The following is a 25,662-nucleotide window of genomic DNA, read 5'->3' on the forward strand; positions in this document are numbered from 1 at the left end:
GTGGAGGGCCGGCGCCGCTGGAGTGGGCCCGTGACCGGCGGGGGGTGGGCAGGCCACGAGCCCTTTCCATGAACGTGGCGCCGGGTCGCGGGCACGAGCATGGCCGCCGGCTCCGCCGAGGGAGGATGACTCGGCCGGCATGTCCGGGTTCCCCGCCTCCGGTCCGCGCGGCCGCCGGGAACGGCTAGCGGGAACGGTCAGCGGGAACGGCTAGCGGGAACGCAGCGCGGCCGCCTCGGCGGCGAGCTTCTCCACGCGGGCGTAGTCGCCCTGGGCCAGCGCGTCCGCGGGGGTGAGCCAGCTCCCGCCGACACACGCGACGTTGGGCAGGCTGAGATACGACGCGGCGGTGGCGGGAGTGATGCCGCCGGTGGGGCAGAACCGGACGTCGGGGAGCGGACCGCCGAGGGACTTCAGGTAGCCGACGCCGCCCGCGGCCTCGGCCGGGAAGAACTTCAGCTCCCGCACGCCGCGCTCCGCCAGGGTCATCGCCTCGGTCGCGGTCGCGACTCCCGGCAGGAACGGCACCCCGGAGGCGAGCATCGCCGCCAGCAGGCCCGGCGTCGTGCCGGGGGAGACGAGGAAACGCGAACCGGCCTCGACGGCGGCGGTCACGTCGTCGGCCGTGCGGACCGTGCCGGCCCCCACCACCGCGTCGGGCACCTCGGCCGCGATCCGGCGGACGGCCTCCAGGGCCGCCTCGGTGCGCAGCGTGATCTCTATCAGCGGCAGGCCGCCCGCGACCAGCGCGCGGGCCATCGGCACGGCGGTGGCGGCGTCGTCCACGACGACGACCGGGACCACGGGGGCGAGATCGAGAAGGCTCATGGCCGCTCCACATTAGAGGATCGCAGGGCGAGCCAGGCGGCGGCCCCGGTCAACGCGGGATACTCCGCGACGATCAGCAGCGTGGCGATCGACGCGAGATAGGGGGTCAGGGGCGGGGTGGTCGTCTCGAACCGGCGGCGGAACGCGCTGCCGCCGATCCGGCCGGCCAGCCTCGGCAGCACTCCGCCGCCCAGATAGACGCCGCCCCGGGCGCCCAGGGTGAGCGCCACATTCGCGGTGAAGCCGCCCAGCAGCGCCAGGAACACCTCGACCGTCTCGACGCACGCCGGATCGGCGGAGGAGGTGATCTCACCCGCGGTGATCGGCTCCGGGGTCTCCCCGCGGACCAGCGCGAGGCCGCGGTGGAGCCGGGGCAGGCCGGTGCCGGAGAGCAGGTGCTCGGCGTCCACGTACGGCAGGCCGTCCGCGCGCAGCGCCCGGGCCACCTCCATCTCCAGATCGGTGACGACAGGCACCGACACGTGGCCGCCCTCGCCGGGCAGCGGGACCCAGCCGTCGCCGGCCGGGACCAGCCCGCCCACGCCGAGGCCCGTGCCGGGCCCGAGCACGGCCTTGACCGCGCGTTCGGGCGGCGGGGGGCCGCCCAGCGGGACGAGGTCGGCGCCCGCCAGGTAGGGCAGCGAAAGCGCGAGCGCCTCGAAGTCGTTCAGGACCACCGCGCCGGGAATCCCGAGGCCGGTTACCGACCCCTCCCACACCCCGTTCGTCAACCGGTACCGGTCTCTGTCGACCGGCCCGGCGATCGCCAGGCACGCGGCCACCGGCCGAACTCCGCCCGCATGGTCTGCGAGATAGGCGGCTACGGCATCGGCGAGGCCCTGATGCTGGGAAACGTTCAGTACGGCGACCGACTCCGGCTGCCCGCCGGGCCGGGTCACCAGTCCGAACCGGGCGTTGGTGCCGCCCACGTCGGCGACGAGCCACGGGAGGCCGGGCCCGCCGGATCGCGCGCTCACGCGACGTCCCCGAACACGCTCGCCCCCCGTTCGGCCGGGCCGACCGCGCGGCGGAAGGGCGCGAACAGCTCACGGCCCGTTCCCGACCACCGCTCGTCGGACGGCGGCGCCCCCTGCGGGACGCGCCCGGACAGGTCGGCGAGCACGGTGAGGGTCCCGGCGGACGAGTCGAGGCGGATCGGGTCGCCGTCGCGCAGCAGCGCGATCGGCCCGCCGTCGGCGGCCTCCGGGGACAGGTGGATCGCGGCCGGGACCTTGCCCGACGCGCCCGACATGCGGCCGTCGGTGACGATGGCCACCGTGCGGCCCCGGTCGAGCAGGACGGCCAGCGGCGGGGTGAGCTTGTGCAGCTCCGGCATGCCGTTGGCGCGGGGACCCTGGTATCGGACGACCGCGACGAAGTCCTGGTCGTCCAGCTCGCCCGCCTCGAAGGACCGCAGGAGGTCGAGCTGGTCGTCGAACACCTTCGCCGGCGCCTCGATCACCAGGTGCTCGGGCTTGACGGCCGACACCTTGCTCACGGCCCGGCCGAGGTTGCCGTCCAGGATGTGGATGCCGCCGTCCGCCGAGAACGGCTCGGCGACCGGCCGCAGCACGTCGGGGTCGCCGCTGCCCTCGGTCCGCTCCTCCCAGACCAGCGTCCCCTCCTTGAGGGCGGGGGCCGTCCGGTAGGCGTCGAGGCCGCGCCCGGCCACGGTCAGCACGTCGCCGTGCAGCATCCCGGCGTCGAGCAGCTCGCCGATGAACACGGCCATGCCGCCCGCGGCCTGGAAGTGGTTCACGTCGGCCTGGCCGTTGGGGTACATGCGGCTGAGCAGCGGCACGACCCTGGACAGGTCGGCCATGTCGTCCCATGTCAGCTCGATGCCCGCGGCGGCGGCCATGGCCACCAGGTGCATGGTGTGGTTGGTGGAGCCACCCGAGGCGAGCAGCGCCACCACCGCGTTCACGATGGCCCGCTCGTCGACGATCTCGCCCACCGGTGTGTACTCGCCGCCGTGCGGGCCGATCTCGACGGCCCGGCGGCCCGCCGCCTCCGTCAGCGCGTGCCGCAGCTCCGTGTGCGGGTTGACGAACGTCGCGCCCGGCAGGTGCAGGCCCATGACCTCCATGAGGAGCTGGTTGGAGTTGGCGGTGCCGTAGAAGGTGCACGTGCCGGGGGAGTGGTAGGACGCCGCCTCGGCGTCCAGCATCTCCGCCCTGGAGATCTTGCCGACGGCGTACGCCTGCCGGGCCCGGGCCTTGACCTTGTTGGGCAGGCCCGAGGGCATCGGGCCCGCGGGCACGAAGACGGCGGGCAGGTGGCCGAACCGCAGCGCGCCGATGAGCAGACCGGGCACGATCTTGTCGCAGACGCCGAGCAGCAGCGCCGCGTCGAACATGTCGTGCGAAAGCGCGATCGCGGTCGCCATGGCGATCAGGTCGCGGCTGTAGAGCGACAGCTCCATGCCGGCCCGGCCCTGGGTCACGCCGTCGCACATGGCCGGGACGCCGCCCGCCACCTGGGCCACGCCGCCCGCCGCGCGCACCGCCCGCTTCAGCTCCGGCGGGTACGTCTCGAACGGCTGGTGGGCCGAGAGCATGTCGTTGTACGACGTGACGATGGCCACGCCGGGCTTGGCCGCCCCCCGCAGGTCGAGCTTGTCCTCGGCGGGCGCGGCGGCGAAGCCGTGGGCGAGGTTGGCGCAGGCCAGCCGGCCGCGGGCCGGACCGCGCTCGCGCAGTTCCTGCCCGGCCCGGCCGATCCGGTCGAGGTAGACGCTCCGGCGCTCGCGGCTCCGTTCACGCACGCGGTCGGTGACCGCGGCGATCTGAGGGATCACGGGATTCGTCACAGCTCCTCCTCGTGCCAGGCCCGCCCGCCGCGGGCCAGCAGATCGTGGGCGCCGGCGGGCCCCGAGGTCCCGGCCGGGTACGGCTCCGGCAGGGCCGCCGAGCCCTCCCACCGCCGGACGATCGGATCGATCCACCGCCAGGCGGCCTCGACCTCGTCACGCCGCATGAAGAGAGTCGGGTTGCCCGACAGTACGTCCATGAGCAGCCGCTCGTACGCGTCGGGCACCCGGGCGCTGAACGCGTCGGAGAAGCTGAGGCTGAGCGGCACCGGCCGCAGCGCGATGTCGCCCGCGCCCGGCTCCTTGGCCATCAGAGACAGGTGGATGCCCTCGTCCGGCTGGAGCCGCAGCACGAGCCGGTTCGGCGTGGCGCCCGGGAAGATCGCGTGTGGAACGTTCTTGAACTGGACCACGATCTCGGACCGCCGGGACGGCAGCCGCTTGCCGCTGCGCAGGAAGAACGGCACCCCCGCCCACCGCCAGTTGTCCACCTCGGCGTGCACGGCGGCGAACGTCTCGACCCGCCGGGACGCGTCGGTCGGCGGGTTCTTGTCCGGCTCGTCCAGGTAGCCCGGCACCTCGGCGCCGTCCACCAGCCCGTGGGTGTACTGCCCGCGGACCGTGAAGCGGTCGGCGTCCGCGCCCGTCACCGGCCGCAGCGACCGCAGCACCTTGACCTTCTCGTCGCGGACGGCCTCACGGTCGTTTCGGGACGGCGGCTCCATGGCCACCAGGCAGAGCAACTGGAGCAGGTGGTTCTGCACCATGTCGCGCAGCGCGCCGGCCTGGTCGTAGTAGCCGCGGCGGCCCGGCGTGCCGACGGACTCGGCCGCCGTGATCTGGACGTGGTCGATCCACCGCGAGTTCCAGATCGGCTCCAGGAAGGAGTTGGCGAACCGCAGGACGAGCAGGTTCTGGACCGTCTCCTTGCCCAGGTAGTGGTCGATGCGGAAGATCTGCGACTCGTCGAAGATCGCGCCGACCTCGTCGTTGATCGCCTGAGCGCCGGCCAGGTCGCGGCCGAGCGGCTTCTCCAGAACCACCCGCGAACCGGGCGTGACCAGTCCCGCCTCCCGCGCCCCCCGGCAGAACGGGCCGAACGCCAGGGGCGGGCTGGCGAGGTAGAAGACACGGTCCCGGTCCTCGTGCCCGGCGAGCAGCCCGGCGAGCCCGGCCCAGCCCTCGGGCGTGGTGACGTCCACCGGTACGTGACGCAGCCGGCGGAGGAACGCGTCCCAGCCCTCGCTCCCGTGCAGGGCGGGACGTACCTCCGCGTCGACCTTGCCACGGTAGTCCGCGTCGTCGAGACCGCTGCGGGACAGGGCGATGATCCGGGTGCCGGGGGCCAGCCCTCCGTCCACGTCGCAGTGGTAGAGCGCGGGGAGAAGCTTCCGCATGGCCAGGTCGCCGGTGCCACCGAAGATGATCAGATCCGCCGGCGCGGGGCCGTTGGGTAGGTCGGGCATGGGGGGACAGTATCGGGTAGATATGTGCCATTTCAAGCTGACTTTTGTAACTTCCGATGAATAAGTCATTGAACTTCGGTAAGCACCTGTGCTTCACTTCTCGTTAATGTCACGACTTACCACCACCGGCGAGGTCCTCCAGCTCATCCGGAGCGGGGAGGCGGTCACGCGCGGCGACATCGGCCGCGTCACCGGCCTGTCGCGCCCGGCCGTCGCCCACCGGGTGGCCGAGCTGCTCCACCGCGGCCTGATCATGGAAGACGCCGAGGGCCCGTCGACCGGCGGGCGACCCCCCATGCGGCTGCGCTTCGACCCCACCGGCGGTGTCGTGCCGGTGGCGTCGCTCGGCGCCCGCCGCACCCAGATCGCCGTCTGCGACCTGTCCGGCCGGGTGATCCACCGCACCGACGTCGACATCGACGTGGAGGAGGGCCCCGCGGTCGTCCTTCCCCTGGTGATGGACATCTGGGAGAAGCTGCTCGACGGGCAGGGCCCCGTGGTCGGCATCGGCCTGGGCGTCCCTGCGACCGTGGAGTTCGCCGCCGGTCGCACCGAGAGCGCCCGCGTCATGGCGAGCTGGACCGGCGTGGTGATCCCCCCGATCATCGCCGAACGGTTCCCCGTCCCCGTGCTCGTCGACAACGACGTGAACGTCATCGCGATGGGCGAGCACCGCATCGCCTACCAGTCCGAGCTGGACGACCTGCTGTTCGTGAAGGTCTCCACCCGGATCGGTGCGGGCGTCATCTCCGGTGGCGGCATCCTGCGCGGCGCGCTCGGCGCGGCCGGTGAGATCGGCCACATCCCGGTGCGGGACGGCGGCGGCGTGCTGTGCCGCTGCGGCAACCTCGACTGTGTCGACTCGGTGGCCAGCGGCACCGCGATCCTGCGGGACCTGCGCGCCAAGGGCCGCGACGTGAGCTCGCTGGCCGACGTCACCGCACTGGTGCGGGCGGGCGACGCCGAGACGATGGCGGTCGTCCGGCAGGCCGGCCGCTGGCTCGGCGAGGTCATCTCCGGCGCGGTCAACCTGCTCAACCCCGCTGTCGTGGTCCTCGGCGGCGACGTGGCCGAGATGTTCCAGCCGCTGGTCTCCGGAGTCCGCGAGGTGATCTACCGGCGGTCCACCCAGCTCGCCACCCGCAGCCTGCGGATCGAGCGCAGCCGCCTCGGCGCCGGCGCGGGTCTGACCGGATGCGCGCTCATGGTCCTCGACAAGGTGCTGTCGCCGGAGGCGGTCGACTCCGGCGGCCGGCGGGTGGCCGCTCCCGCGGTCCAGTAGGCTCTCCCGCGATCTTTACGGCCTAACTGGGGGAGCAGCTGTGCGCGAGCGCGTCCGCCTCGTGATCGAATCGCGACGTTTCCAGTACGTGATCATCGGCGTGATCGTGTTCAACGCCGCCACGCTGGGCATCGAGACATCGGCACAGGCGCTGGCCCGGTACGGCACGGCGCTCCACGTGGCCGACCACGTCGCCCTCTACCTGTTCGTCGCCGAGCTGCTGGCCAAAATCTACGTCCAGCGGCTGCGCTTCCTCCGCGACCCCTGGAACGTCTTCGACGCGATCATCATCGGTTTCTCGTTCCTGCCCACGGCCGGGGGCCTGTCCGTGCTGCGGGCCCTGCGCGTCCTGCGGGCGCTGCGGCTGATCTCGGTGGTGCCCTCGCTGCGCCGGGTGGTCTCCGCGCTGCTCACCGCCGTCCCCGGGATGACCTCGATCGTCGTGCTGCTCGGCCTGGTGCTTTACGTCGCCGCGGTCATGGGGGTCAAGCTGTACGGCGCGGCCTCCCCGGACTACTTCGGCGACCTGCCCACCGCGCTGTTCACCCTGTTCCAGGTGATGACCGGGGATGGCTGGTCGGAGATCACCAGAGAGCTGATGCGCACTCACGCGACGGCCTGGATCTACTTCGTGGTGTTCGTGCTGGTGTGCACGTTCGTCGTGCTCAACCTCTTCATCGCGGTCGTGGTGAGCGCCATGGAGGAGGAGCAGCGGGAGGAGAGCCAGCAGGAGGAGAGGTCGGTCCTCGAGGAGGTGGCCGCGCTCCGCGCGGAGATCCGCGGCCTGCGCGACCTGCTGGCCGACCGGGTCCCGTCCTAGGGCTCCTGGGCGGTGGGCCGGTGGCCGCGGCGGGCGTCGCGGTCGAAGACGCCCAGGATTTCACACGGTGCGCCCGCGGCGCCGATGGCATGCGGGAGCATCGTGGGGAACTCCGCCGCCTGATTGGTCTCGACCCGGAAGCGCCGGTCGCCCAGCAGGAGCACGGCGGCGCCGGACAGGACGACAAACCATTCGCGGCCGGGATGAGCGCGCATGCGTGCGGGGCCGCCGGGTGGCGGCTCGGTCAGGCGCTGACGCACGACCGTCACGCTCGGATCCGCCTTTATGGGCCAGTGCATCAGACTGTGGGCACTGTCGATCACCGGGCTGGTGATGACGTCGTCTGTGGCGGTCTCGACGAGCTGGTCCAGCGAGGTGTCCAGGGCGCGGGCGAGGGTGACGAGGCTGTCCAGAGCGAGGCGGCGCCGGCCGTTCTCGATGCGGCTCAGGGTCGACTGGCTGAGCTTGGCGCGGGTGGCCAGCTCTTCCAGTGACCAGCCCTGAGCCACCCGCAGAGCGCGGATCCTCTTGCGTACCAGGCCGTCCAGGTCGTCATTGTCTTGCGTCATAGGCAAGATTCTATGCTTTATTCGCAAGGCGTGGTTACCGTCCTTCGTGTACGGCCCCTTGGCACCCGGCCTGGGCCGCATGAACGAAAGGCTGCGAACACCATGGCTGTGACGACCGTCGCGAACGCGACCGACCGCCTGCCGGGCGAGACCGTCGACGCGGTGGTGATCGGCGGAGGCGCCGCTGGTCTGAACGGCGCGCTGATGCTCGCCCGCTCCCGCCGCTCGGTCGTCGTGATCGACAGTGGCGATCCCCGTAACGCACCCGCCGACGGCGTGCACGGCCTGCTCGGTCTGGACGGCACCCCGCCGGCTGAGCTGCTGCGCGTCGGCCGCGAGGAGGTGCGCCGCTACGGCGGCCTCGTCGTGGGCGGCGAAGTGACCTCCGCCCGCCCGGCCACCCCAGCCGAGTGGGGCGACCCGCGCTTCAGCGTCACCCTGGCAGACGGCCGCACCCTGACGGCGCGCCGTCTGCTGGTGGCGACCGGCCTGCGCGACACGTTGCCCGAGGTTCCCGGCCTCGCCGAGCACTGGGGGCACGGCGTCGTGCACTGCCCGTACTGCCACGGCTGGGAGGTACGCGACGAGCCCATCGGAATCCTCGCGACGGGCCCGGCCTCCATCCATCACGCGCTGCTGTTCCGCCAGCTGACCGACGATCTCGTCTACTTCACCCGCGGAACCGAGCTCGGCGCGGACACGCGAGCGCGTTTCGCCGTACGCGGCATCGAGGTCGTCGACGCCCAGGTGGACAGGGTCGTGACCGCCGAGGACGGCACCGTCGCGGGAGTGCGTCTCAGCGGCGGGCGGCTGGTGCCGCGGCGGGTCCTCGCGGTCGCGACCCGGTTGCGGGCCCGCACCGAGGGCCTGGAAGGGCTCGGCCTGCCGATGACGGATCTGCCCGGCGGCATGGGCCGCGGCTTCGCGGCCGGCGTGGCCGGCACCACTGACGTGCCGGGCGTATGGGTGGCCGGCAACGCCACCGACCTGATGGCCCAGGTCGGCGCCTCCGCCGCGGCCGGCGCCCTGGCCGGCGCCCACATGAACGCCGACCTGGCCGCCGCGGACACCGAGGCGGCCCTCGCCGCCGCACAGCCGGGCGGCGGACCCGCCTGAAACCCCGCACGCACCCCGGCCTCCTGCGAGCGCAGGCCCCCACTCGCGCGCCCGCGGGGGGCGCGGGGGGGGGGCCCCCCCGCCGGCGCGCCGCGGATCACGAGACGGTGGCCTGGCCGAGGTGCCGGGTGAGGAATCGCACCGCGCTGCCCGTCTCGAACTCGGGGACTTCCTCATGCTTGCCCGGATTGGCGTGCAACGTCTTGTCGGCCGACGCCAGAGCGTCGAACAGCGCGAGGCCCTGGGCCCGCGGCACCCTGTCGTCGTCCCACTGGAGCAGGAACCGCACCGGGACCGTGATCCGGGCGGCGGTCTCGGCCAGGCCGTGCACGCCGAGCAGGCCGAGCACCGCCGCGCGGATCCGGGGTTCGGCGGCGACGAAGGGGACGCCGAGCCCGCAGCCCATCGACATGCCGCAGTAGCCCGCCGGGCCGGCGCCGACGAAGTCGAGCTCCTGAACCGCCGTCACGACCGCCTGCCATTCCGGGACGGCCTGCTCCGCCAGAAGCGTGTGCATGGCGGCGAGATGCGGGGCGATGTCCTCACCCGCGGTCACACCGGCCCGCAACCCGGCCACGACCCGGGCGAACTCCTCGGTTTTCGGCCGGTCGCCGTGGTTGGGCGCGTCGACCGCGACCACCGCGAAACCGCCCTCGGTGACCAGGCGAAGCGCGCGGGCGACGACGCCCGGGGCCTTCTTGTGCTGCCCGCCGCCGTGGCCCATGAGGATCAGGGGACGGGTCCCGGCGCGGTCGTCCGGCGTCCACAACACGCCGGGTAGCTCGCCGAGGGTGAACAGCTGTTCGGTGACGCCGTCCGACGACGTCTGGGAGATGAAGCGCAAAGCGTTTCACGCCTTTCGGGATGCCTGCTGCGGGGCTCCCTAGACCATGCGGGTGAGGGAGCCCCGATCTGTCAAAGCGTTGATCGGTCTCACCTCCTCGGTTCGCGGCGACGCATGGCGGCGCAAAACGTATCACAGACGTCCCAGGCGTCGCCCTATTACGGCACCGAGTGACGGCACCGGCCGCGCGTCTGCTCGCTCAGCCGGTCAGGAGCGCGTCGAGCTGAGCCTCGATGGGTGGGGCGCCGATCCGGTTGTCGATCTCGACGTGCGGCACCACGGGAGGTTCGTCGACCCGGATGGCCGTGAGGTAGTCGCCGAACCGGTCGAGCTTGCCCGAGTCGCGGCCGAGCCCGCGGCTCAGCAGGCGCTCCCGAAGGGTCGGCCCGTCAGACCTGATCCAGAGCAGGCGCACCCCGGGCCCGCCAAGCTCCTCGACCCAGGCCCGCCACCGGGCGGCGTCGTGGACCTGGGAGGTGAACGGGCCGCCCAGCATCACCGGGCAGCCGTGGGACCGGATCTGCCGGGCCGTCGCCGTCATCCCGTCGTACTCGAAGCGCTTGATGTGCTCGTCGTACCAGGGGCCCTCCCGTTCGCCGGGCGGGCGGCCGTGCGCGAAGAGGGTGGCGGCCACGAAGCCGCCGTACATCGTGTCCTTGTCGAGCAGGGCGGGGACAGGGTCGAGACGGGCCAGCAGCAGCGAGCAGACCGTCGACTTGCCCGCCCCGGGTGGCCCCGAGACCACCCAGCAGGGGACGGTCACCGCGGCGGTCCGTACGGCTCGATGGGCGGGTCGGCGTACGGACCGCCCACCTGGCCCGTTCCGTCATCCGCCGTATCCGCCGTATCGGTCGCAGCGCCCGGCGGGCCCGATGGGCCTGAGGGGCTCGGCCGGCCTGAGGAGCCTGGTGGCTTCACCGGCTCCGCCGCGGCCCGGGCTCCGGCGATCCGGGCCTCGGCGATCCGGTGGCCGGCGCTCTCCGTGACGCGCATCGCGTACAGGCCGCGTACGGGATCGACCGGCACGAGGCCGTACTCGACGTCGACCTCGTCCGTGTCCAGGCCGAGCTCGCGCAGGGCCGAATCGAGGGTCGCCCCGGGCGGGAGCCGCACGGTGATGAGAACGCCCGTCATGCCCGCCCCCTCGCTCGGCTGGTCTCAGGCCGCCTTCGCCGCCCTCCTCCGCAGGGCCGCGACGACGCCGGCGGCGTCCACCACGCCGTACCCGTAGTCGTAGTCGTAGCCTACGTGACTGCGATCATCGGAGGTCCGGCGGAGCAGGGTCCGCAGCTGGCTCGGCGAGAGCACGGTCGCAGGCCAGCGGGTGCGGATCGCCGCGACGAGGCCGGCCGCCACCGGGCAGGCGGCCGAGGTGCCCGAGTCGGGCTCACCGTCGCCGAACGCGCCAGAACCCGCGAAATGGGTGTACGCGCAGAGGTCCGGTTTGCGCTCGGTGAGCCTTCCCGGGCCCTGGGAGGAGTAGCCGACCCGCTCGCCGGTGGTGTCGACGCCGCCGACGGACAGCGCGCGGGGATGGGAGTTGGCTCCCACGATCGGCCGGTCCGGATAGGCGCAGCGGCGGTCGCGGCAGTCCCGGCCGCAGTTGCCCGCGGCGAACAGGACGTCGGCCCCCGCCTCGGCGAGGCTGTCGACCATGAGGTTGAACGGGTGCGCGGGGTTGTCGGAGTAGTTGCCCGGATGGCCCGGCGGGAAGTCCCACTCGGGGGAGAACGATCCCCAGCTGTTGCTGATCACCAGCGCCCGCGACTCGTCCGGCTGGGTCTCCAGCACCGTCCGCAGGTGCGCGTACGCCGCGATCGCGTCGGACAGCAGGCCGTCGAGCGTGGTCCCGCCCCGGCGGCGGGACAGCAGCACCGGGATGTCGACGAGCGACGCCTGCGGCGCCGCGATCAGCGAGTCGAAGGCGCACATGGTGCCGTGGTCCACCGCGAAACCGCCGGCCTGCCCCCGGACCCCCGCCGGATTCCAGCTCCGGGAGCCGTCGACGGACACCTCGCGGCCCAGCACGGACGACAGGTGACCGGCGTTGATCCCGGTGTCGGTGATGGCCAGGGCCACTCCGCTCCCGTCGAGGCCCTCGGCGGCGAGCTGATCGGCCCGCAGCAGCCGCCGGACGTCGTGCCAGTCGCCCACCGGGCCGTCCCCGCCGCAGGCCGGGGTGGTCGCGATGGCGGGATCGGCGTACACGGCGACGACGTCCCGGTGCGTCGCGGGTAGCAGCGAGACGCGTCTGGAGATCTCGTCGTCGGCGATCTCGCCCCGGACCACCACCGACGCGTCGCGCGGCGCCAGCGAGAACGCCAGCGGCTGGTTCAGGGACAGCGGGTCGCCCCCGGGGAGAACGGGAACCGGACGGGGCACCGCCACCGGCGTGTACGACTGGTCGAGGACCACTCCCGGCAGATCGTCCGCCACGTCCGCGGTCGTGGCCACCACCGTGGGGTCCGCGACGGCGGCCACCAGGTCGGGGGAGGGACGCAGCTGGATGAGTACGCGCACCGATTCGCTCCGTGACTTGTCGTTTACCTTACGTCACAACGATGCGTCATGCGGCGGGCGCCGTCCACCGGTTCCGCGCGGTTGGGCTACAGCATGGCCATGCAACCTTCCGCATCCGGCTGTCCGTATAAGGAGTAGGAAGGTTTTCGGCAACGCCGGACGCCGGTCCGTCCCGGCTCGCGCGCCGGGCGGGACAGCGGGGCCCGGCGGGCGGGGGTGGGGTCATGCTGAGGTTTGTGGATCCGGGACCGGGCGAACCGTTCGGGAAGCGCCGGTGGCAGGCCGCCGTGCCCGTGGGTGCCCTCCCCGTGGGTGCTCTCCCAATGGGTGCCCTGCCTGTCGCGGAGCTGCCCGCGGACACCCCGTCCGCCGCTGCCCGGTCCGCTGCCCCGTCCGATGCCGGTCTGTCTGTCGCGGACCTGTCTTTCACGGACCTGTCTGTCGCGGACCTGCTGCATGAGCTGCGCGGACCCGTCGCGGCGCTGCGGGCCCTGCTGGAGGAGGCCGCCCTCGACATCCGCAGGACCGACGTGCCCGATCTGCTGGACCGGGTGCTGCCCAGCGTCGACCGGGCGGAGGAGATCGTGGCCGGACTGCGCGCCCTCACCCGGCGGGAACCGTACGACGGGCCGTACGACGGCGCGCACGACTGCCGCTCGGGCGAATCCTGCCCCGGTCCCTGCTCCGACCCCTGCCGCGACTGCTGAGCCGACCCTGGTCGGACCCGCCGCGACCCCCGCCGCGACCCAGTCACGACCCCGCCGCGCCGCCGCGATCGCCCGCGACCTGACGCGACGCCGCCACGTCGGCTGGGACGCCTCGGAGGTGGGGCCGTGGGGCAGCCGTGACCTGTGAGCCTCAATAGACCGCCGAGATCTGTCTGATTCGTGCTGCTATGGTCTTCCGATGTGGTCAACCGGGGGGTGATCGCTCGTCTCCCCACGGCCGTTTTCGAATCACTGGGGGAAGACGAATGACCGAAACCGTGGAGACCGATCTGTCCGCTGCTCCGGCGTGGACGGCGGCGAGTCCCTTCACCGCGGTCAACGGCGACGACCGGCACGAGGTCTACGCGGCCCTGTTGGCCGATGGGCCGGTGCACCAGATCACGACGCCCACCGGGGTGACGGCGTGGCTGGTGACCGGGCACGCGGAGGCGCGGGCGCTGTTGTCGGACCCACGGCTGGTCAAGGGCGGCTGGCAGGCCGCCGTCTACGCCCGTGAGCTGCCCGAAGAGGTCGCGCGCGGCATCTTCACGCACATGCTGAGCAGTGACGGTGCCGACCACGTGCGGCTGCGCAAGCTGGTGACGGCCGCCTTCACCCGCCGCCGGGTCGAAAAGCTCGTCCCGCGGATCCAGCGGATGACGGACGAACTGCTCGACGCCGTCGAGGGCGAGGAGACGGTCGACCTCATCTCGGCGCTGGCGTTCCCTCTCCCGATCGGCGTGATCTGTGACCTGATCGGCATCCCCCAGGAGTCCAGGGCGGACTTCCGCGCGTGGACGGCGCCCCTGGTGGCTCCGGGCATCTTCAGCTTCGAGGAGTTCGCCGAGGCCGCGGCGGCGATGCTGCGCTTCTCGCGGGAGCTGATCGAGGAGAAGCGGCGCTCCCCGCTGGACGACCTGCTCTCCGACCTGATCGCCGTCCGCGACGACGGGGAGGGCTTGACCGAGGACGAGCTGACCTCGATGATCTTCCTCCTGGTGGTCGCGGGCCACGAGACGACCGTCAACCTGATCGGCAACGGCGTGCGCGCCCTGCTCGCCAACCCCGGCCAGCTCGCCCTGCTCCGAGAGCGGCCCGCGCTGCTTGAGCCGGCGATCGAGGAACTCCTGCGCCACGACGGGCCGTTGCAGAACACCCTGCCGTACCGGACGACGGAGCCGGTCGAGGTCGGGGGCGTGACGATCCCCGAAGGGGTGCCGGTGATCGTCTCTCTCCTGGCCGCCAACCGCGACCCGGCTCTCTACGCGGAGGGCGACACGCTGGACATCACCCGCGCAGCCCCCACCCATGTGGCCTTCGGGCACGGCATCCACTACTGCGTCGGCGCGCCGCTCGCCCGCGTGGAGGCGCGTATCGCGTTCGCCACGCTCCTCGACCGCTTCCCCCGCATGCGCCTGGCCGTGCCGGACGACAGTCTCACCCGAGCGGGCTCCATGATCATGAATGGCCTCACCGCTCTGCCCGTCCAACTGCGCTGAGCCGTCGGCCCCGGTCCGCACTCGGGGACCGGGTCAGGGGGCGTGGCGCTCCCTGAACTTCGCCGCCTTCGCCCGGTTGCCGCACCCGCCCATGTCGCACCACCGGCGGGAACCGCGGCGAGACCGGTCCAGGTACAGCCGGGTGCACGGCTCCGCCGTGCATTCCTTGATCACGAGTGCGGGCGGGGCCGCGAGCAGTTCCACGGCGGAACTGGCCAGCGTGGCCAGCACGGCCTGGACGCTCCCGGCACGCCGGAGAGTCCCGTCGGGAAGCAGTTCGAGCCGGATCCGCGCCCCGGCCGCCTCGCCGGTCAGCAGCGCGCAGTCGGCCGGGTCGTACGGGCTGCCGACAGAGCGGGCGTACGCGAGCCGGTAGATCGCCTCCCGTAACCGTACGGCCTGGGCGAGTCCGGCCGCGTCGGCGGGTTCCGGCGTGTCCACGAGGTCCGAAGCCGCCGCCCAGGCGGACAGATCCTCGGGTGTCGCCAGGAGGTCGTTGGCATCGCTGCGCCGGTGCTGAACGGTGCCGGCGAAGTCCAGGGCCGGATGGCCGCTGACGAATGCGAACTTCATCGCTTCAGCATAACTACGTAACCGTATTGACCGGTTGCCTCGGGTGATACGTGAGGCCTAACATGACCCGTAACCACACTAGGTGGTTAAAGGTGTGTGAGGATCACCTCCATGTCCCATGGTGAAGACATCGAACTGGCCGTGCCTTCCGTGCCTTCCTCTCCCCCCGAGGCTTCCGAAGACCCGGCCGTTCCCCCCGCCCCGGCCGCCCCCGCCACGCCGGCCACCCCGGTCATGCCGGGCGGCACGCGGCCGGATCGAGCACCGCAGTGGCTGTCGCTGACCGTTCCCGCGGTGTTCGTGGTGCTGTGGAGCAGCGCCTTCATCGCGGCGGTGTTCGGCACCGACGCGGCCCCGCCGCTGATGCTCACGTTCGCCCGGTTCGCCGTGGCGGGCGTGCTGCTGACGCTGATCGCCCTGTTCTCCCGGTCGCCGTGGCCGCGCGGGCGGCTCCTTCTGCACGTGATCGTCGTCGGCCTGCTGATGCAGGCCGTCCAGTTCGGCGCCTTCTACAACGCGATCGGCGCCGGTCTGCCTGGCGGGGTGGTGGCGCTGATCCAGGGATTCAATCCCGTGATCATCGCCCTGCTCGCGGGCGGCGTGCTCGGCGAGAAGATCAACCGAAGCCAGTGGCTCGGCTTCGCCGTCGGCGCGGTAGGGGTCGGCATGGCCGTCGTCGGGCAGTTGAGCGTCTCCCTCACCGCGGTGCTGCTGTCTTTCCTCGGGTTGCTCGGACTGAGCCTTGGCACCGTTTACCAGAAGCGGTTCACCCAGGGCACCGACGTCCGGAGCAGCACCGCCGTGCACTTCCTCGTGAGCGCGCCGGTCGTCGGCCTGCTCTCACTGCTGCTGGAGGACCAGCGGGTCAGCGACTGGGGCGCGTTCAGCGCTTCCCTCGCGTGGATCGTCCTGATCAATTCGGTGGGAACGTTCCTGTTGCTCAACACGATGCTGCGCAAGCAGGCGGCGAGCCGGGTCGGCACCCTCTTCTTCCTGACGCCCGCCGTCACCGCACTGCTCTCCTGGATCGTCATCGGGCAGACACTGAGCCCTATGGCGATCACCGGTCTGGTGCTCGGCGGCGCCGGCGTCCTGCTCACCGGCCGGAAGTGAGCTCTGCCCACCCACTCACGCGTACCCACCCCTAACCACACGCACGGGCGGCGGCAGGCGGCCCGCGCGCGTCGGTCCGGACCCAACGTCGTCGATCCAGAGCCGGGCTGTCCCGCCATCGACCGCCCCGCGGCAAGCCGCGACCACCGCGACGCCCGCGCACCCAGGCGGGAGCCGGAATGAAAAGAGCACCGCACGATCAGCCCCGGAGTGTGGGCCGATCGTGCGGTGCGCCCGCTCACAGCCGTGCGCCGGCCGCGGTTCGCCACGGAGGTTCACCACCGCGCTTCACCACTATGGATCGTCGCCATGGATCATCCGCCACGGATCACGGCCGCGGCCGCCGTACGGGGTCAGGTGGAGCTGGTGACCTCCAGGTCGTGGACGCTCGGGTCGCCGCGCTCCGCGACGTAGTCGTGCGGGCTGGTGGCGTCCGGCCCGTCGGCGCTGCCCATCGCACGGGCGATCAGCGTGCCGAGCACGGCCACGATCAGGTTGACGATCAGCGCGAGGAAGCCGGCATAGATCGTCATCTTGGTGTCCAGGCCGAGCTTGGCCAACGGGAAGGCCGAACCGCCGAAGTGGTCGTGCTTGGTGGCAGGGTTGGCGATGTTGTAGAGCATCAGCAGTCCGGAGCCCATGCCCGCGATCCAGCCCGCGATCAGGCCGCCCCGGTGGAACCAGCGGGTGAACAGGCCCAGCGCGACCGACGGAAGGGTCTGCAGGATGATCACGCCGCCGATGAGCTGCAGGTCGATGGAGAACTGAGGGTCGATGAGCAGGATGAACAGCACCGCGCCGACCTTCACCACCAGCGACGCGATCTTGCTGACCGAGGCCTCCTGCGCGTCGGTGGCGTCCGGCTTGAGATACTCGCGGTAGATGTTCCGGGTGAACAGGTTCGCGGCGGCGATCGACATGATCGCGGCGGGCACGAGCGCGCCGATGCCGACGGCGGCGAACGCCACGCCGGCGAACCAGTCGGGGAACAGCTTCTCGAACAGCTGCGGGACGACGGTGTTGACGTCCGTGCCGATCGGCTTGATCCCGGCCGCGATCGCCATGTAACCGAGCAGGGCGATGAGACCGAGCACCAGGCTGTAGGCCGGCAGCGCGGACATGTTCCGCTTGATCACGTCGCGGCTGCGCGAGGCCAGGATGCCGGTGACGCTGTGCGGGTAGAGGAACAGCGCCAGCGCCGAGCCCAGCGCGAGCGTCACGTACTGCAGCTGGTTGTTCGCGTTGAGCAGGATGCCGTCGCCCGGCGCCGGTGTGGCGTCGAACTTCGCCTGCACGGTGTCGAATATCGACCCCCAGCCGCCGAGCTTGGCCGGGATGTAGATGATGGCCACCAGGATGACCAGGTAGATCAGCGCGTCCTTGACGAACGCGATCAGCGCCGGGGCACGCAGGCCCGACTGGTAGGTGTACGCGGCGAGGATCGCGAAGGCGATGATGAGCGGCAGGTCGCCGGTCACCCCCATCGTCTTCAGGACGGCCTCGATGCCGACGAGCTGCAGCGCGATGTACGGCATGGTCGCGACGATTCCGGTGATCGCGATCAGCAGCGCCAGCGTGGGAGAGCCGAACCGGGCCCGCACGAAGTCGGCCGGGGTGACCAGGCCGTGCACGTGGGAGACCGACCACAGCCGGATGAGCACGAGCATGGCGATCGGATAGGTCACGATCGTGTACGGCAGGGCGAAGAAGCCCATCGCGCCCGCGCCGAACAGGAGGGCGGGGACGGCGACGAAGGTGTACGCGGTGTAGAGGTCGCCGCCGACCAGGAACCACGTGACCCAGCTGCCGAAGCTGCGCCCGCCGAGGCCCCATTCGTGCAGGGTGTCGAGGTTGTCGGGGCGCCGCCAGCGGGAGGCGACGAACCCCATCCCGCTGACCAGCAGGAAGAGGACGGCGAAGACGACGATCTCGGTGGTCACCCGTTCCTCCTCGTCATGCGGTAGACGAGGGTGGTGGTCGCCACGCCGATGATGATGAAGGCCAGTTGCAGCCAGTAGAACAGCGGTATGCCGAAGAGGCGGGGCTCCACCGCGTTGTAGAGCGCCGGGATGAGCGGTATCGCGATCGGCAGCAGGAGCAGCCAGTTCCAGTGGCTGCGATCCGTGCGGGGGGTGGTCACGCACTCTCTCCAATCTCGCAGGCAGGGAGTCGACGCCGCAGCGTAAGCTCCCGCCGTGGAGATCGGCGCGATTGATCGCCGAACGGTCGGGTCGGTGCGCCGGGTGTCGCCGATCACCACTCCGCCCGCCGGGTGATCGGTCTCCGGGGATCACACGATCGGCAGCAGCACCGCGGACGGATGGCCGGGATCGTGCAGGATCTCCTGCTCGGAGGGGAGCATAGGGCCGGCGCCGTCGGACAGCGGCGCGCCGGTGCCGGGGTTCCTGGCGATGCGGGGGTAGGCGCCGCTGGCGACGTGGACCCGGATCCGGTGGCCGCGGCGGAACCGGTGCGCCACCGGCCACAGGTCCACCGTCACCCGGCGCACGCCGTCCTCGTCGGCGGGGTCGGCTGGGGTGAGCCGGCGCACCCCCTCGCAGACGTTCATCGACGCCCCGCCGGGGTGCACGTCGCAGATCCGTACCACGAGGTCGGTGTACGCCCGGCTGGTCCGGGCGTAGATCTCGGCCGTCACCGGGCCGATCACATCGGTGTCGGCGGCGAGGGGGGAGGAGGTGTAGACGAGAAGGTCACGCCGGGCCTCCAGCCGCCGGTTGTCGCGGGGCTCGGAGTCGCCGATCAGCACCGGCCCGCCGACCACAGGAGTCGGGTGCGCCGGGTCGAACCGGTATCGGTCGGGCTCGGACTCGGCCGGGGCGTCGGTGGAGAGCGCGAGGCCCGGCTGCAGGTGCCATCGCCGCGTCCGGGCCTCGGGCACGGGCCAGTCCGGGAAGTCGCGCCACTCTCCCGCGCCCGTGACGTACAGCCGGACCGGCGCCGCCCGCAGACCGGAGGGGTCGTCAAGCAGATGGGCGCGGAACCAGGCCACCGCGTCCGCCGTGGCGGCCCGCCCGTGCCGGACGTCCGCGTGATACCAGGGCCCGATCGTGAGGTAGGGCCGCCGCCCGGCGGCCCGCAGCGCCGCGTAGTCGTTCAGCTGCCAGGGCAGGAACACGTCGTACCAGCCGCCGGTCATGGTGACCTCCGCCGTGACCTGCCCCACCGAGGCGGAGAAGTCCCGCCGGTCCCAGTACGCCGAGGGGCCGGCGTGGTGATCGAGCAGTTCGCGGAAGAAGGGGAGCGGCCGGCCGGCCGACAGCACGTCGAGTTCGTGCGGCGGCCGTCCGGTCAGCAGGGCGCGCCGGGTGCGCCGGGGGGCGGTGAACGCCGCCATGCCACCGAGCCGGCCGTCCAGCTGCGCGGTGAGGGTGGTCCAGATCAGGGTCGACTCCAGCGCGAACGCGCCCCCGACGTAGGCGGCGTCGCGGAAACATGAGGCGGTGACCTGCGTCGCCATGGCCCGCAGATCGGGCACCTCCGCGGCGATCGCCCATTGGGCGTAGCCGAGGTAGGAGGGCCCGTGCATGGCGAGGCGCCCGCCGTACCAGGGCTGGCGGCGCAGCCACTCGACCGTCGCCAGGCCGTCGCCGTGCTCGTCCGCCAGCGGGTCGAGCCGCCCGCCCGAGCCGAAGCCGCCGCGGCAGCTCTGCAGGACGACCTGGAACCCGCTCCGGGCGAAGGTCCACCCGTACATCCAGCCGATCAGCCCGGCCCGGCCGTACGGGGAGCGGATGAGCACGGTCGGCGGACGCTCGGCACCGACCGGGGTGTAATGGTCGGCCAGCAGCACCACGCCGTCGGGCATGGGGACGGGCACATCACGCCGCACCCGCACCCGGCGGAACGGGCCGCCGGGCCCGCGGCGCCCGCGTCTCACTGGCAGACGAACGGGCAGGTCGACCATACCCCCCCTCCTTCTCCCGGAGGTATGTGATGAAATACCCCGCTTTACTCGCCAGTAACAGAATATCTATTCGCGGCGGCGCCCGCCGAGGTGGATTGCATGACCCCGACACCCGCCGCTACCCTTGCCACATGCGAACTCCCGCACCTTCCCAGTGGTGGCGCCGCTAGCAGGCGGCGTTTTCGCATCAGCGAGCAACGGTGAACGGCCGCCCCGAGAGGCGGCCTTCTATGTGTCCGCCCCCGGGGCATACGACTTAAAGGGGCGTGGACATAGTGGAGATCGGCGAATACACCACGGCCGGCGGCATCGCGGTCGAGCGCGGCGTGCGCGAGGTGCCCGAGGCGGCGCTCGAGGAGATCGTGACGTCGCTGGGAACGCGCAGGGGCGGGGCGTTCTCGTCCGGGATGGACTATCCCGGCAGATACAGCAGATGGGCCTTCGGATATGTGGACCCCTGCCTGGAGATCGTGGCGCGGGGGAGGCGGATCTCCGCCCGGGCGCTGAACGACCGGGGGCGTGTCGTGCTGCCGGTGGTGACCGCGTGCCTGCTGGCTGCGGGGGAGGCGGTCGGCGCGCCGGACGCCGGGTTCGCCGAGGTGCACGTGCCGGAGTCGGCCGACCTGCTGCCCGAGGAGATGCGCAGCCGCCGCCCCACCGTGTTCACCGCCATCCGTGAGATCATCGCCGCCTTCCGGGGAGACGACCCCCACCTCGGGCTTTACGGCGCCTTCGGCTATGACCTCGCCTTCCAGTTCGAGCCCATCCGCTACCGCCTGGAGCGGCCGGACGACCAGCGCGACCTCGTCCTGCATCTGCCCGACCGCCTCGTCGTGATCGACCGCGTGCGCGAGACCAGCACCGAGGTCACCTACGAGTTCACCGTCGACGGCGTCTCCACCCGCGGCCTGCCCCGGACCGGCGAGACGATCCCGCCGGTCACCCCCGCGAGCATCCCGCCGAACCCGCGCGCCGGGGCCTACGCCGACATCGTCGCCAAGGCCAAGGACAAGTTCGTCCGCGGCGACCTGTTCGAGGTCGTCCCCGGCCAGGTGTTCCACTCGTCCTGCGCCGACCCGTCCGCGTTCTACCGTTCGCTCAGGGCGGGCAACCCCGCGCCGTACGAGTTCCTGCTGAACCTCGGCCAGGGCGAGCACCTGGTGGGCGCTTCGCCCGAGATGTACGTCCGGGTGACCGGCGACCGGGTGGAGACCTGCCCGATCTCCGGCACCATCGCCCGCGGCGCCAACCCGGTCGAGGACGCGGAGAACATCCGGACCCTCCTGTCCAGCGTCAAGGAGGAGTCGGAGCTGACCATGTGCACCGACGTGGACCGCAACGACAAGTCCCGCATCTGCGTGCCGGGCAGCGTCAAGGTCATCGGCCGCCGCCAGATCGAGATGTACTCCCGGCTGATCCACACCGTGGACCACATCGAGGGCCGCCTCCGGCCGGAGTTCGACGCGCTAGACGCGTTCCTCACCCACATGTGGGCCGTCACGGTGACCGGCGCCCCCAAGACCTGGGCCATGCAGTTCATCGAGGACAACGAGGAGACCACCCGGCGCTGGTACGGCGGCGCGGTCGGCTTCATCGGCTTTGACGGCTCCATGAACACCGGCCTGACGTTGCGCACCGCGCAGATCCGCGACGGCGTCGCGGCCGTACGGGCCGGGGCGACCCTGCTCTACGACTCCGACCCCGACGCGGAGGAGCGGGAGACCGAGCTCAAGGCCAGCGCCCTGCTCCGGGCCCTGGAGGCCGTGGCGAACCCGCCCGCCGCCGCGGCCGCGCCGGAGGCCGTCGCCGGGCCGGGTGAGGGTCACACGGTGCTGCTGGTCGATCACGAGGACTCGTTCGTCAACACTCTCGCCGACTATTTCCGTCAGCAGGGCGCCTCGGTGGTCACGCTGCGGCACGGCTTCCCGCCGGAGACCCTCGGCGAGATCGCGCCGACGCTCGTCGTGCTGTCGCCCGGCCCCGGCTGGCCGTCCGACTTCGGCTGCTCGAAGCTGATCGAGGCGCTGTACGCCAGGAACCTGCCGGTCTTCGGCGTCTGCCTGGGCCTGCAGGCCATGGTGGAGCACGCGGGCGGCACCCTGGAGCTGCTGCCGTACCCGGAGCACGGCAAGCGTGGCCGGGTCAAGCGGCAGGGCGACAGCGCGCTACTCGAAGGGCTGCCGGACGAGTTCGTCGCCGCCCGCTACCACTCGGTACACGCCAAGGAACACGGAGTCGAGGGATTCACGGTGACGGCCTTCACTCCTGACGGCGCCGCCATGGCGATCGAGGACCGCGGCAACAGGCGCTTCGGCGTCCAGTTCCACCCCGAGTCGATCCTGACGACCGAGGGCGGAGCGGGCGCGAAGATCATCGCCAACGTGCTGCGCCTGTGCTCCTGACGGCGGAGATCCGGTCTCCGCGGGCGGCCGGATCGCGGTAGGGACGTCGCTAAGGACGTCGCGGGGCAGGGACGGAGCTCGGCAAGGACGTAGGTAAGGACGTAGCGCGGTAAAGACGGGGGAAAGCCGCGGGGCGGCGGCCGGGCGCCGCCGTAAGGTCCATGTCCGTGCCGGTGACCATGCTCGACGACGCGTTCCCCGCGGCCGTCCCCGACGCCGTCCGCGCCGCGCTGCTCGCGCCGATGGTGGATCATCACTGCCAGGGCCCGCGCCGCGGCGACTCCCCGAGGTCGGAGTTCGAGCTCCTGATCACGGGGTCCGCCGCGCCCGCGCCCCCGGGCACGACCCACTTCGACACGCCGGTGGGGGCGGCGGTGCGGCGCTGGTGCGCGCCCGTCCTCGGCCTCGCACCCCACGCGTCGCCCGCCGTGTACCTGTCCCGCCGGGCCGAGCTCGGCGGGACCGAGGTCAACCGGCGCATGCTGCGGGAGGCGGGGATCTCGGCGTTCCTCGTCGACACCGGCGACGACGGGCCCGGCCGGCTCACCCCCGCCGAGACGGGACGGCTCGCCGGGGCGGCGGCCGACGAGATCGTCCGGCTGGAGCGGATCGAGCAGGAGGTCGCGGAAGCGGGGCTGCCCGCAGTGCGGTACTCCGCGGTGCTGCGGGAGGAACTGGCCGTCCGGGCGGCCCGCGCCGCCGGGCTCAAGTCCGTCGCCGCCCACCGGTACGGCCTCGGCGCGGAGCCCTCCCGGCCGTCGCGCGGGAGCGTGGTGGCCGCGGCCGGGCGGCGGATCGCGGACCCCAAGCGGCGGCTGGACGACCCCGTGCTCGCGCGGCACCTGCTGTGGGCCGCGGTCGACGTGGCGAGGGAGCGCGGCCTGCCCATCCAGCTCCACTGCGGGGCCGGCGGCCCCGGCCCGGACGCGCACCGGGCGGACCCGTCGCCGCTGGCCGGGTTCCTCCGGGCGCTCGCGCCGCTGGGGGTCCCCGTCGTGCTCCTCGACTGCTATCCCCATCACCGGCAGGCCGGTCACCTCGCGAACGCGTTCCCCAACGTCCTGGTGGACGTCGGGCCGGCCCTGGCCCGCGCCGCGGCGGGTGCCGCACGCATCGTCGCGGAGACGCTCGAACTGGTGCCGTTCCACAAGCAGCTGTTCGGTTCCGGCGGCCGGGGCGCTGCCGAGTCGAGCTACCTCGGCGCGCTCTATCATCGGCTCGGGCTGGCCCGGGTGCTCGCCGAGCGCGTCGCGGAAGGGGAGTGGAGCGCCGCCGACGCCGAGCGGGTGGCCCACATGATCGGATCCGGCAACGCCCGCCGGATCTACCGCCTTTAGCCGCCCCCGGCTCATCCCTGGGTACCCGAAAAGATACGTCTCGAAGGGGAGGAAAGCCCCGGGCCGGCGAGTGATAATCGCCGGGATGACTGCCATAGAGATCCGAAATCTGGTGAAGTCGTTCGGCGCGGTCAAGGCGGTCGACGACGTCACCTTCACCGTCGAGGCGGGCTCGGTCACCGGATACCTGGGCCCCAACGGGGCCGGGAAGACGACGACTCTGCGCAGCCTGCTGAGCCTGGTCACCCCCGACTCGGGCGAGGCGCTCATCCACGGCCGCCGCTACCGCGACATCGAGGCGCCGCTGGCCGAGGTCGGAGCCGTACTGGAGGCCACGAGCTTCCATCCCGGCCGCACAGCGGCCAACCATCTGCGCGGCCTGTGCATCGCCGGCAGGCTGCCCGTCAAGCGGGCCGAGGAGGCGCTCGGCCAGGTCGGGCTCGCCGACGTGGCCGGCAAACGCGTCGGCGGGTTCTCCCTCGGCATGCGGCAGCGCCTCGCGCTGGCCGGCGCGATCCTCGGCCGGCCCCGCGTCTTCATCCTGGACGAGCCGGCCAACGGGCTCGACCCGGCCGGTATCGAGTGGCTGCGGGGGTTCCTGCGTCATCTCGCGCACGACCAGGGCGCCGCGGTCCTCGTCTCCAGCCATGTGCTGTCCGAGGTCGAGCAGACCGTGGACGACGTCGTCATCCTCGCCCGCGGGAAGCTCGTCCGGCAGGGCGCGCTCGACGAGATCGTCACCGGCGACGACGCCTCCGTACGCGTCCGGACGGCCAGGGCCCCCGAACTGGCGGACGCGCTGGAGGCGGCCGGGGCCACGGTGGAGCGGGTCACGGAGGACACCCTGCGGGTCCGTGGCCTCGACTCCGAGGCGATCGGACAGCTCGCCCTCGACCGGCGCATCGTGCTGACCGAGGTCGGCCAGGAGCGGTCGGACCTGCAGAAGGTCTTCCTCGAGCTGACGGAGGGACGATGACCGCGCTCGTCAGGGCCGAGCTGCACAAGCTGTTCACCACCCGCCTGTGGTGGATCATGATGATCGTCATGATCCTGCTGATCGGGATCTCCCTCGGCTTCGCCATCGGATCCGCCGGGGTCGAGTCGAACGGCCTGAGCACCCCGGCCCGCACCTCGCCCGAGTGGCTCGAGCTCGCCTGGTCCGCGGGCGCGAGCGGGAGCATCTTCGTGATGATCCTCGGCGTCATCATGATGACCTCGGAGTATCGCTACCAGACCGTCACCGGCACGTTCCTCGCGACGCCCCGCCGGACCCCGGTGATCGCCGCCAAGCTGGTGGCGGGCCTGATCGTCGGCGCCCTGTTCGCCGTGGCGGCGCTGCTGTTCGAGACGGTCGTCGCGATCCCCGCCGTCCTGATCTCCGGCGGCGAGGTCTCGCTCACGGCGTCCCACATCCCCCAGATCAGCCTCGGCATCCTGGCCAACCTGGCCCTGAACGTCCTGTTCGGCATCGGCCTCGGGGCACTCGTCCGCAACCAGATCGCCGGCGTCGTGGCCGCCATCGTCTGGTCGTACGCGATCGAGGGGATCTTCAGCTCCTTCCCGGCCCTGCAGCCCGTCGGCAAGTGGCTGCCGGGCGGGGCGGCGCGGGCGCTGATGAGCATCGACATCGACACCGGGCTGGGCAGACCCGATCTGCTGCCCGCCTGGGCGGGCGCCCTCGTGCTGATCGCGTACGCCGTCCTGTTCGCCTTCGTCGCGTCGGCCACGACCGTCCGGCGTGACATCACCTGACGCCCCCGCAGGCGGGGCCCCGGTTGGGGCTCCGCCGTGATGCGCGGGGTCAGTGCGGCAGGAGCGCCGGGATCTGGTTTGCTAGGACGGTCTCATC

The 25,662-nt window shown here is 72.1% G+C and carries 23 protein-coding genes; 10 read left to right on the forward strand and 13 right to left on the reverse strand.

What is annotated here, in order from left to right:
- Window positions 1-210: 210 nt before the first annotated feature.
- The 4 genes from eda to zwf are packed head-to-tail and all read right to left on the reverse strand — an operon-like array spanning window position 211 to window position 5,106.
- Window positions 211-828, reverse strand: a complete 618-nt coding sequence (eda, locus tag JOL79_RS09890; RefSeq protein ID WP_210155419.1) for a bifunctional 4-hydroxy-2-oxoglutarate aldolase/2-dehydro-3-deoxy-phosphogluconate aldolase — start codon at window positions 826-828, stop codon at window positions 211-213.
- Window positions 825-1,805, reverse strand: coding sequence for a glucokinase (locus JOL79_RS09895; protein WP_210155420.1), 981 nt, complete (start codon window positions 1,803-1,805; stop codon window positions 825-827). Before JOL79_RS09895 ends, eda begins: the two co-directional genes overlap by 4 nt.
- A complete protein-coding gene (gene edd / locus JOL79_RS09900; RefSeq protein WP_210155421.1) occupies window positions 1,802-3,640 on the reverse strand; it encodes a phosphogluconate dehydratase in 1,839 nt (612 codons plus the stop codon). Before edd ends, JOL79_RS09895 begins: the two co-directional genes overlap by 4 nt.
- Window positions 3,637-5,106, reverse strand: coding sequence for a glucose-6-phosphate dehydrogenase (zwf, locus tag JOL79_RS09905; protein ID WP_210155422.1), 1,470 nt, complete (start codon window positions 5,104-5,106; stop codon window positions 3,637-3,639). Before zwf ends, edd begins: the two co-directional genes overlap by 4 nt.
- Before the next feature lie 106 nt (window positions 5,107-5,212).
- Here zwf and JOL79_RS09910 point away from each other — a divergent pair, with 106 nt between their 5' ends.
- Both JOL79_RS09910 and JOL79_RS09915 read left to right on the forward strand, forming a co-directional pair.
- The gene (locus JOL79_RS09910) at window positions 5,213-6,388 is read left to right on the forward strand and encodes an ROK family transcriptional regulator (RefSeq protein ID WP_210155423.1); all 1,176 of its coding nucleotides are present in this window, start codon (window positions 5,213-5,215) and stop codon (window positions 6,386-6,388) included.
- Between the two features lie 40 nt (window positions 6,389-6,428).
- Window positions 6,429-7,208, forward strand: a complete 780-nt coding sequence (locus JOL79_RS09915) for an ion transporter (RefSeq protein ID WP_210155424.1) — start codon at window positions 6,429-6,431, stop codon at window positions 7,206-7,208.
- On the opposite strand, the gene JOL79_RS09920 is transcribed toward JOL79_RS09915, so the two are convergent.
- A complete protein-coding gene (locus JOL79_RS09920) occupies window positions 7,205-7,777 on the reverse strand; it encodes a helix-turn-helix transcriptional regulator (RefSeq protein ID WP_210155425.1) in 573 nt (190 codons plus the stop codon). The two genes, JOL79_RS09915 and JOL79_RS09920, sit on opposite strands and share 4 nt — an antisense overlap.
- 102 nt (window positions 7,778-7,879) lie before the next feature.
- On the opposite strand from JOL79_RS09920, the gene JOL79_RS09925 reads away from it, so the two are divergent.
- Window positions 7,880-8,893 (forward strand): NAD(P)/FAD-dependent oxidoreductase, encoded by a 1,014-nt coding sequence (locus JOL79_RS09925; protein ID WP_210155426.1) that lies wholly within the window; start codon window positions 7,880-7,882, stop codon window positions 8,891-8,893.
- A gap of 97 nt (window positions 8,894-8,990) precedes the next feature.
- On the opposite strand, the gene JOL79_RS09930 is transcribed toward JOL79_RS09925, so the two are convergent.
- The 4 genes from JOL79_RS09930 to JOL79_RS09945 form a co-directional block, all read right to left on the reverse strand.
- Window positions 8,991-9,737 carry a dienelactone hydrolase family protein gene (locus tag JOL79_RS09930; RefSeq protein WP_210155427.1) on the reverse strand — a complete coding sequence of 249 codons (747 nt, stop codon included), beginning with the start codon at window positions 9,735-9,737 and terminating at the stop codon, window positions 8,991-8,993.
- 199 nt (window positions 9,738-9,936) lie between these two features.
- Window positions 9,937-10,500 (reverse strand): P-loop nucleotide/nucleoside kinase family protein, encoded by a 564-nt coding sequence (locus JOL79_RS09935; RefSeq protein WP_210155428.1) that lies wholly within the window; start codon window positions 10,498-10,500, stop codon window positions 9,937-9,939.
- The gene (locus tag JOL79_RS09940) at window positions 10,497-10,871 is read right to left on the reverse strand and encodes a hypothetical protein (RefSeq protein ID WP_210155429.1); all 375 of its coding nucleotides are present in this window, start codon (window positions 10,869-10,871) and stop codon (window positions 10,497-10,499) included. Before JOL79_RS09940 ends, JOL79_RS09935 begins: the two co-directional genes overlap by 4 nt.
- 24 nt (window positions 10,872-10,895) lie before the next feature.
- The gene (locus JOL79_RS09945; RefSeq protein WP_210155430.1) at window positions 10,896-12,257 is read right to left on the reverse strand and encodes a S8 family peptidase; all 1,362 of its coding nucleotides are present in this window, start codon (window positions 12,255-12,257) and stop codon (window positions 10,896-10,898) included.
- A 323-nt stretch (window positions 12,258-12,580) separates the two neighbouring features.
- Between JOL79_RS09945 and JOL79_RS09950 the strand changes: the two genes are divergently transcribed.
- On the forward strand, window positions 12,581-12,964 hold the full coding sequence (locus JOL79_RS09950; RefSeq protein ID WP_210155431.1) for a histidine kinase dimerization/phospho-acceptor domain-containing protein: 384 nt from the start codon (window positions 12,581-12,583) through the stop codon (window positions 12,962-12,964).
- A 266-nt stretch (window positions 12,965-13,230) separates the two neighbouring features.
- Window positions 13,231-14,463 (forward strand): cytochrome P450 family protein, encoded by a 1,233-nt coding sequence (locus JOL79_RS09955; RefSeq protein WP_210155432.1) that lies wholly within the window; start codon window positions 13,231-13,233, stop codon window positions 14,461-14,463.
- A 33-nt stretch (window positions 14,464-14,496) separates the two neighbouring features.
- On the opposite strand, the gene JOL79_RS09960 is transcribed toward JOL79_RS09955, so the two are convergent.
- Window positions 14,497-15,036, reverse strand: coding sequence for a CGNR zinc finger domain-containing protein (locus JOL79_RS09960; protein ID WP_210155433.1), 540 nt, complete (start codon window positions 15,034-15,036; stop codon window positions 14,497-14,499).
- A gap of 111 nt (window positions 15,037-15,147) precedes the next feature.
- Here JOL79_RS09960 and JOL79_RS09965 point away from each other — a divergent pair, with 111 nt between their 5' ends.
- Window positions 15,148-16,149 carry a DMT family transporter gene (locus tag JOL79_RS09965; RefSeq protein ID WP_230984530.1) on the forward strand — a complete coding sequence of 334 codons (1,002 nt, stop codon included), beginning with the start codon at window positions 15,148-15,150 and terminating at the stop codon, window positions 16,147-16,149.
- A 353-nt stretch (window positions 16,150-16,502) separates the two neighbouring features.
- Here the strand turns inward: JOL79_RS09965 and mctP are convergent, their stop codons facing one another.
- The 3 genes from mctP to JOL79_RS09980 all read right to left on the reverse strand — a co-directional run bounded on the left by mctP (window position 16,503) and on the right by JOL79_RS09980 (window position 20,047).
- The gene (gene mctP / locus JOL79_RS09970; protein ID WP_307848448.1) at window positions 16,503-18,089 is read right to left on the reverse strand and encodes a monocarboxylate uptake permease MctP; all 1,587 of its coding nucleotides are present in this window, start codon (window positions 18,087-18,089) and stop codon (window positions 16,503-16,505) included.
- Complete coding sequence (locus tag JOL79_RS09975; RefSeq protein ID WP_307848450.1) at window positions 18,086-18,289, reverse strand: DUF3311 domain-containing protein; 204 nt, start codon at window positions 18,287-18,289, stop codon at window positions 18,086-18,088. Before JOL79_RS09975 ends, mctP begins: the two co-directional genes overlap by 4 nt.
- Before the next feature lie 150 nt (window positions 18,290-18,439).
- On the reverse strand, window positions 18,440-20,047 hold the full coding sequence (locus tag JOL79_RS09980; RefSeq protein WP_307848451.1) for a CocE/NonD family hydrolase: 1,608 nt from the start codon (window positions 20,045-20,047) through the stop codon (window positions 18,440-18,442).
- Window positions 20,048-20,349: 302 nt separating this feature from the next.
- On the opposite strand from JOL79_RS09980, the gene JOL79_RS09985 reads away from it, so the two are divergent.
- The 4 genes from JOL79_RS09985 to JOL79_RS10000 all read left to right on the forward strand — a co-directional run bounded on the left by JOL79_RS09985 (window position 20,350) and on the right by JOL79_RS10000 (window position 25,565).
- Window positions 20,350-22,476 (forward strand): anthranilate synthase component I, encoded by a 2,127-nt coding sequence (locus JOL79_RS09985; RefSeq protein ID WP_210155581.1) that lies wholly within the window; start codon window positions 20,350-20,352, stop codon window positions 22,474-22,476.
- Window positions 22,477-22,637: 161 nt separating this feature from the next.
- The gene (locus tag JOL79_RS09990; protein WP_230984531.1) at window positions 22,638-23,813 is read left to right on the forward strand and encodes an amidohydrolase family protein; all 1,176 of its coding nucleotides are present in this window, start codon (window positions 22,638-22,640) and stop codon (window positions 23,811-23,813) included.
- Between the two features lie 85 nt (window positions 23,814-23,898).
- The gene (locus JOL79_RS09995; protein WP_210155435.1) at window positions 23,899-24,789 is read left to right on the forward strand and encodes an ABC transporter ATP-binding protein; all 891 of its coding nucleotides are present in this window, start codon (window positions 23,899-23,901) and stop codon (window positions 24,787-24,789) included.
- Entirely contained in the window at window positions 24,786-25,565 is a 780-nt protein-coding gene (locus tag JOL79_RS10000; RefSeq protein WP_210155436.1) for an ABC transporter permease, read from the forward strand. The genes JOL79_RS09995 and JOL79_RS10000 overlap by 4 nt, the downstream gene beginning before the upstream one ends.
- The last annotated feature ends 97 nt before the right edge of the window (window positions 25,566-25,662 follow it).

The sequence above is a fragment of the Microbispora oryzae genome, assembly GCF_017896165.1.
Classification (GTDB): Bacteria; Actinomycetota; Actinomycetes; order Streptosporangiales; family Streptosporangiaceae; genus Microbispora; species Microbispora oryzae.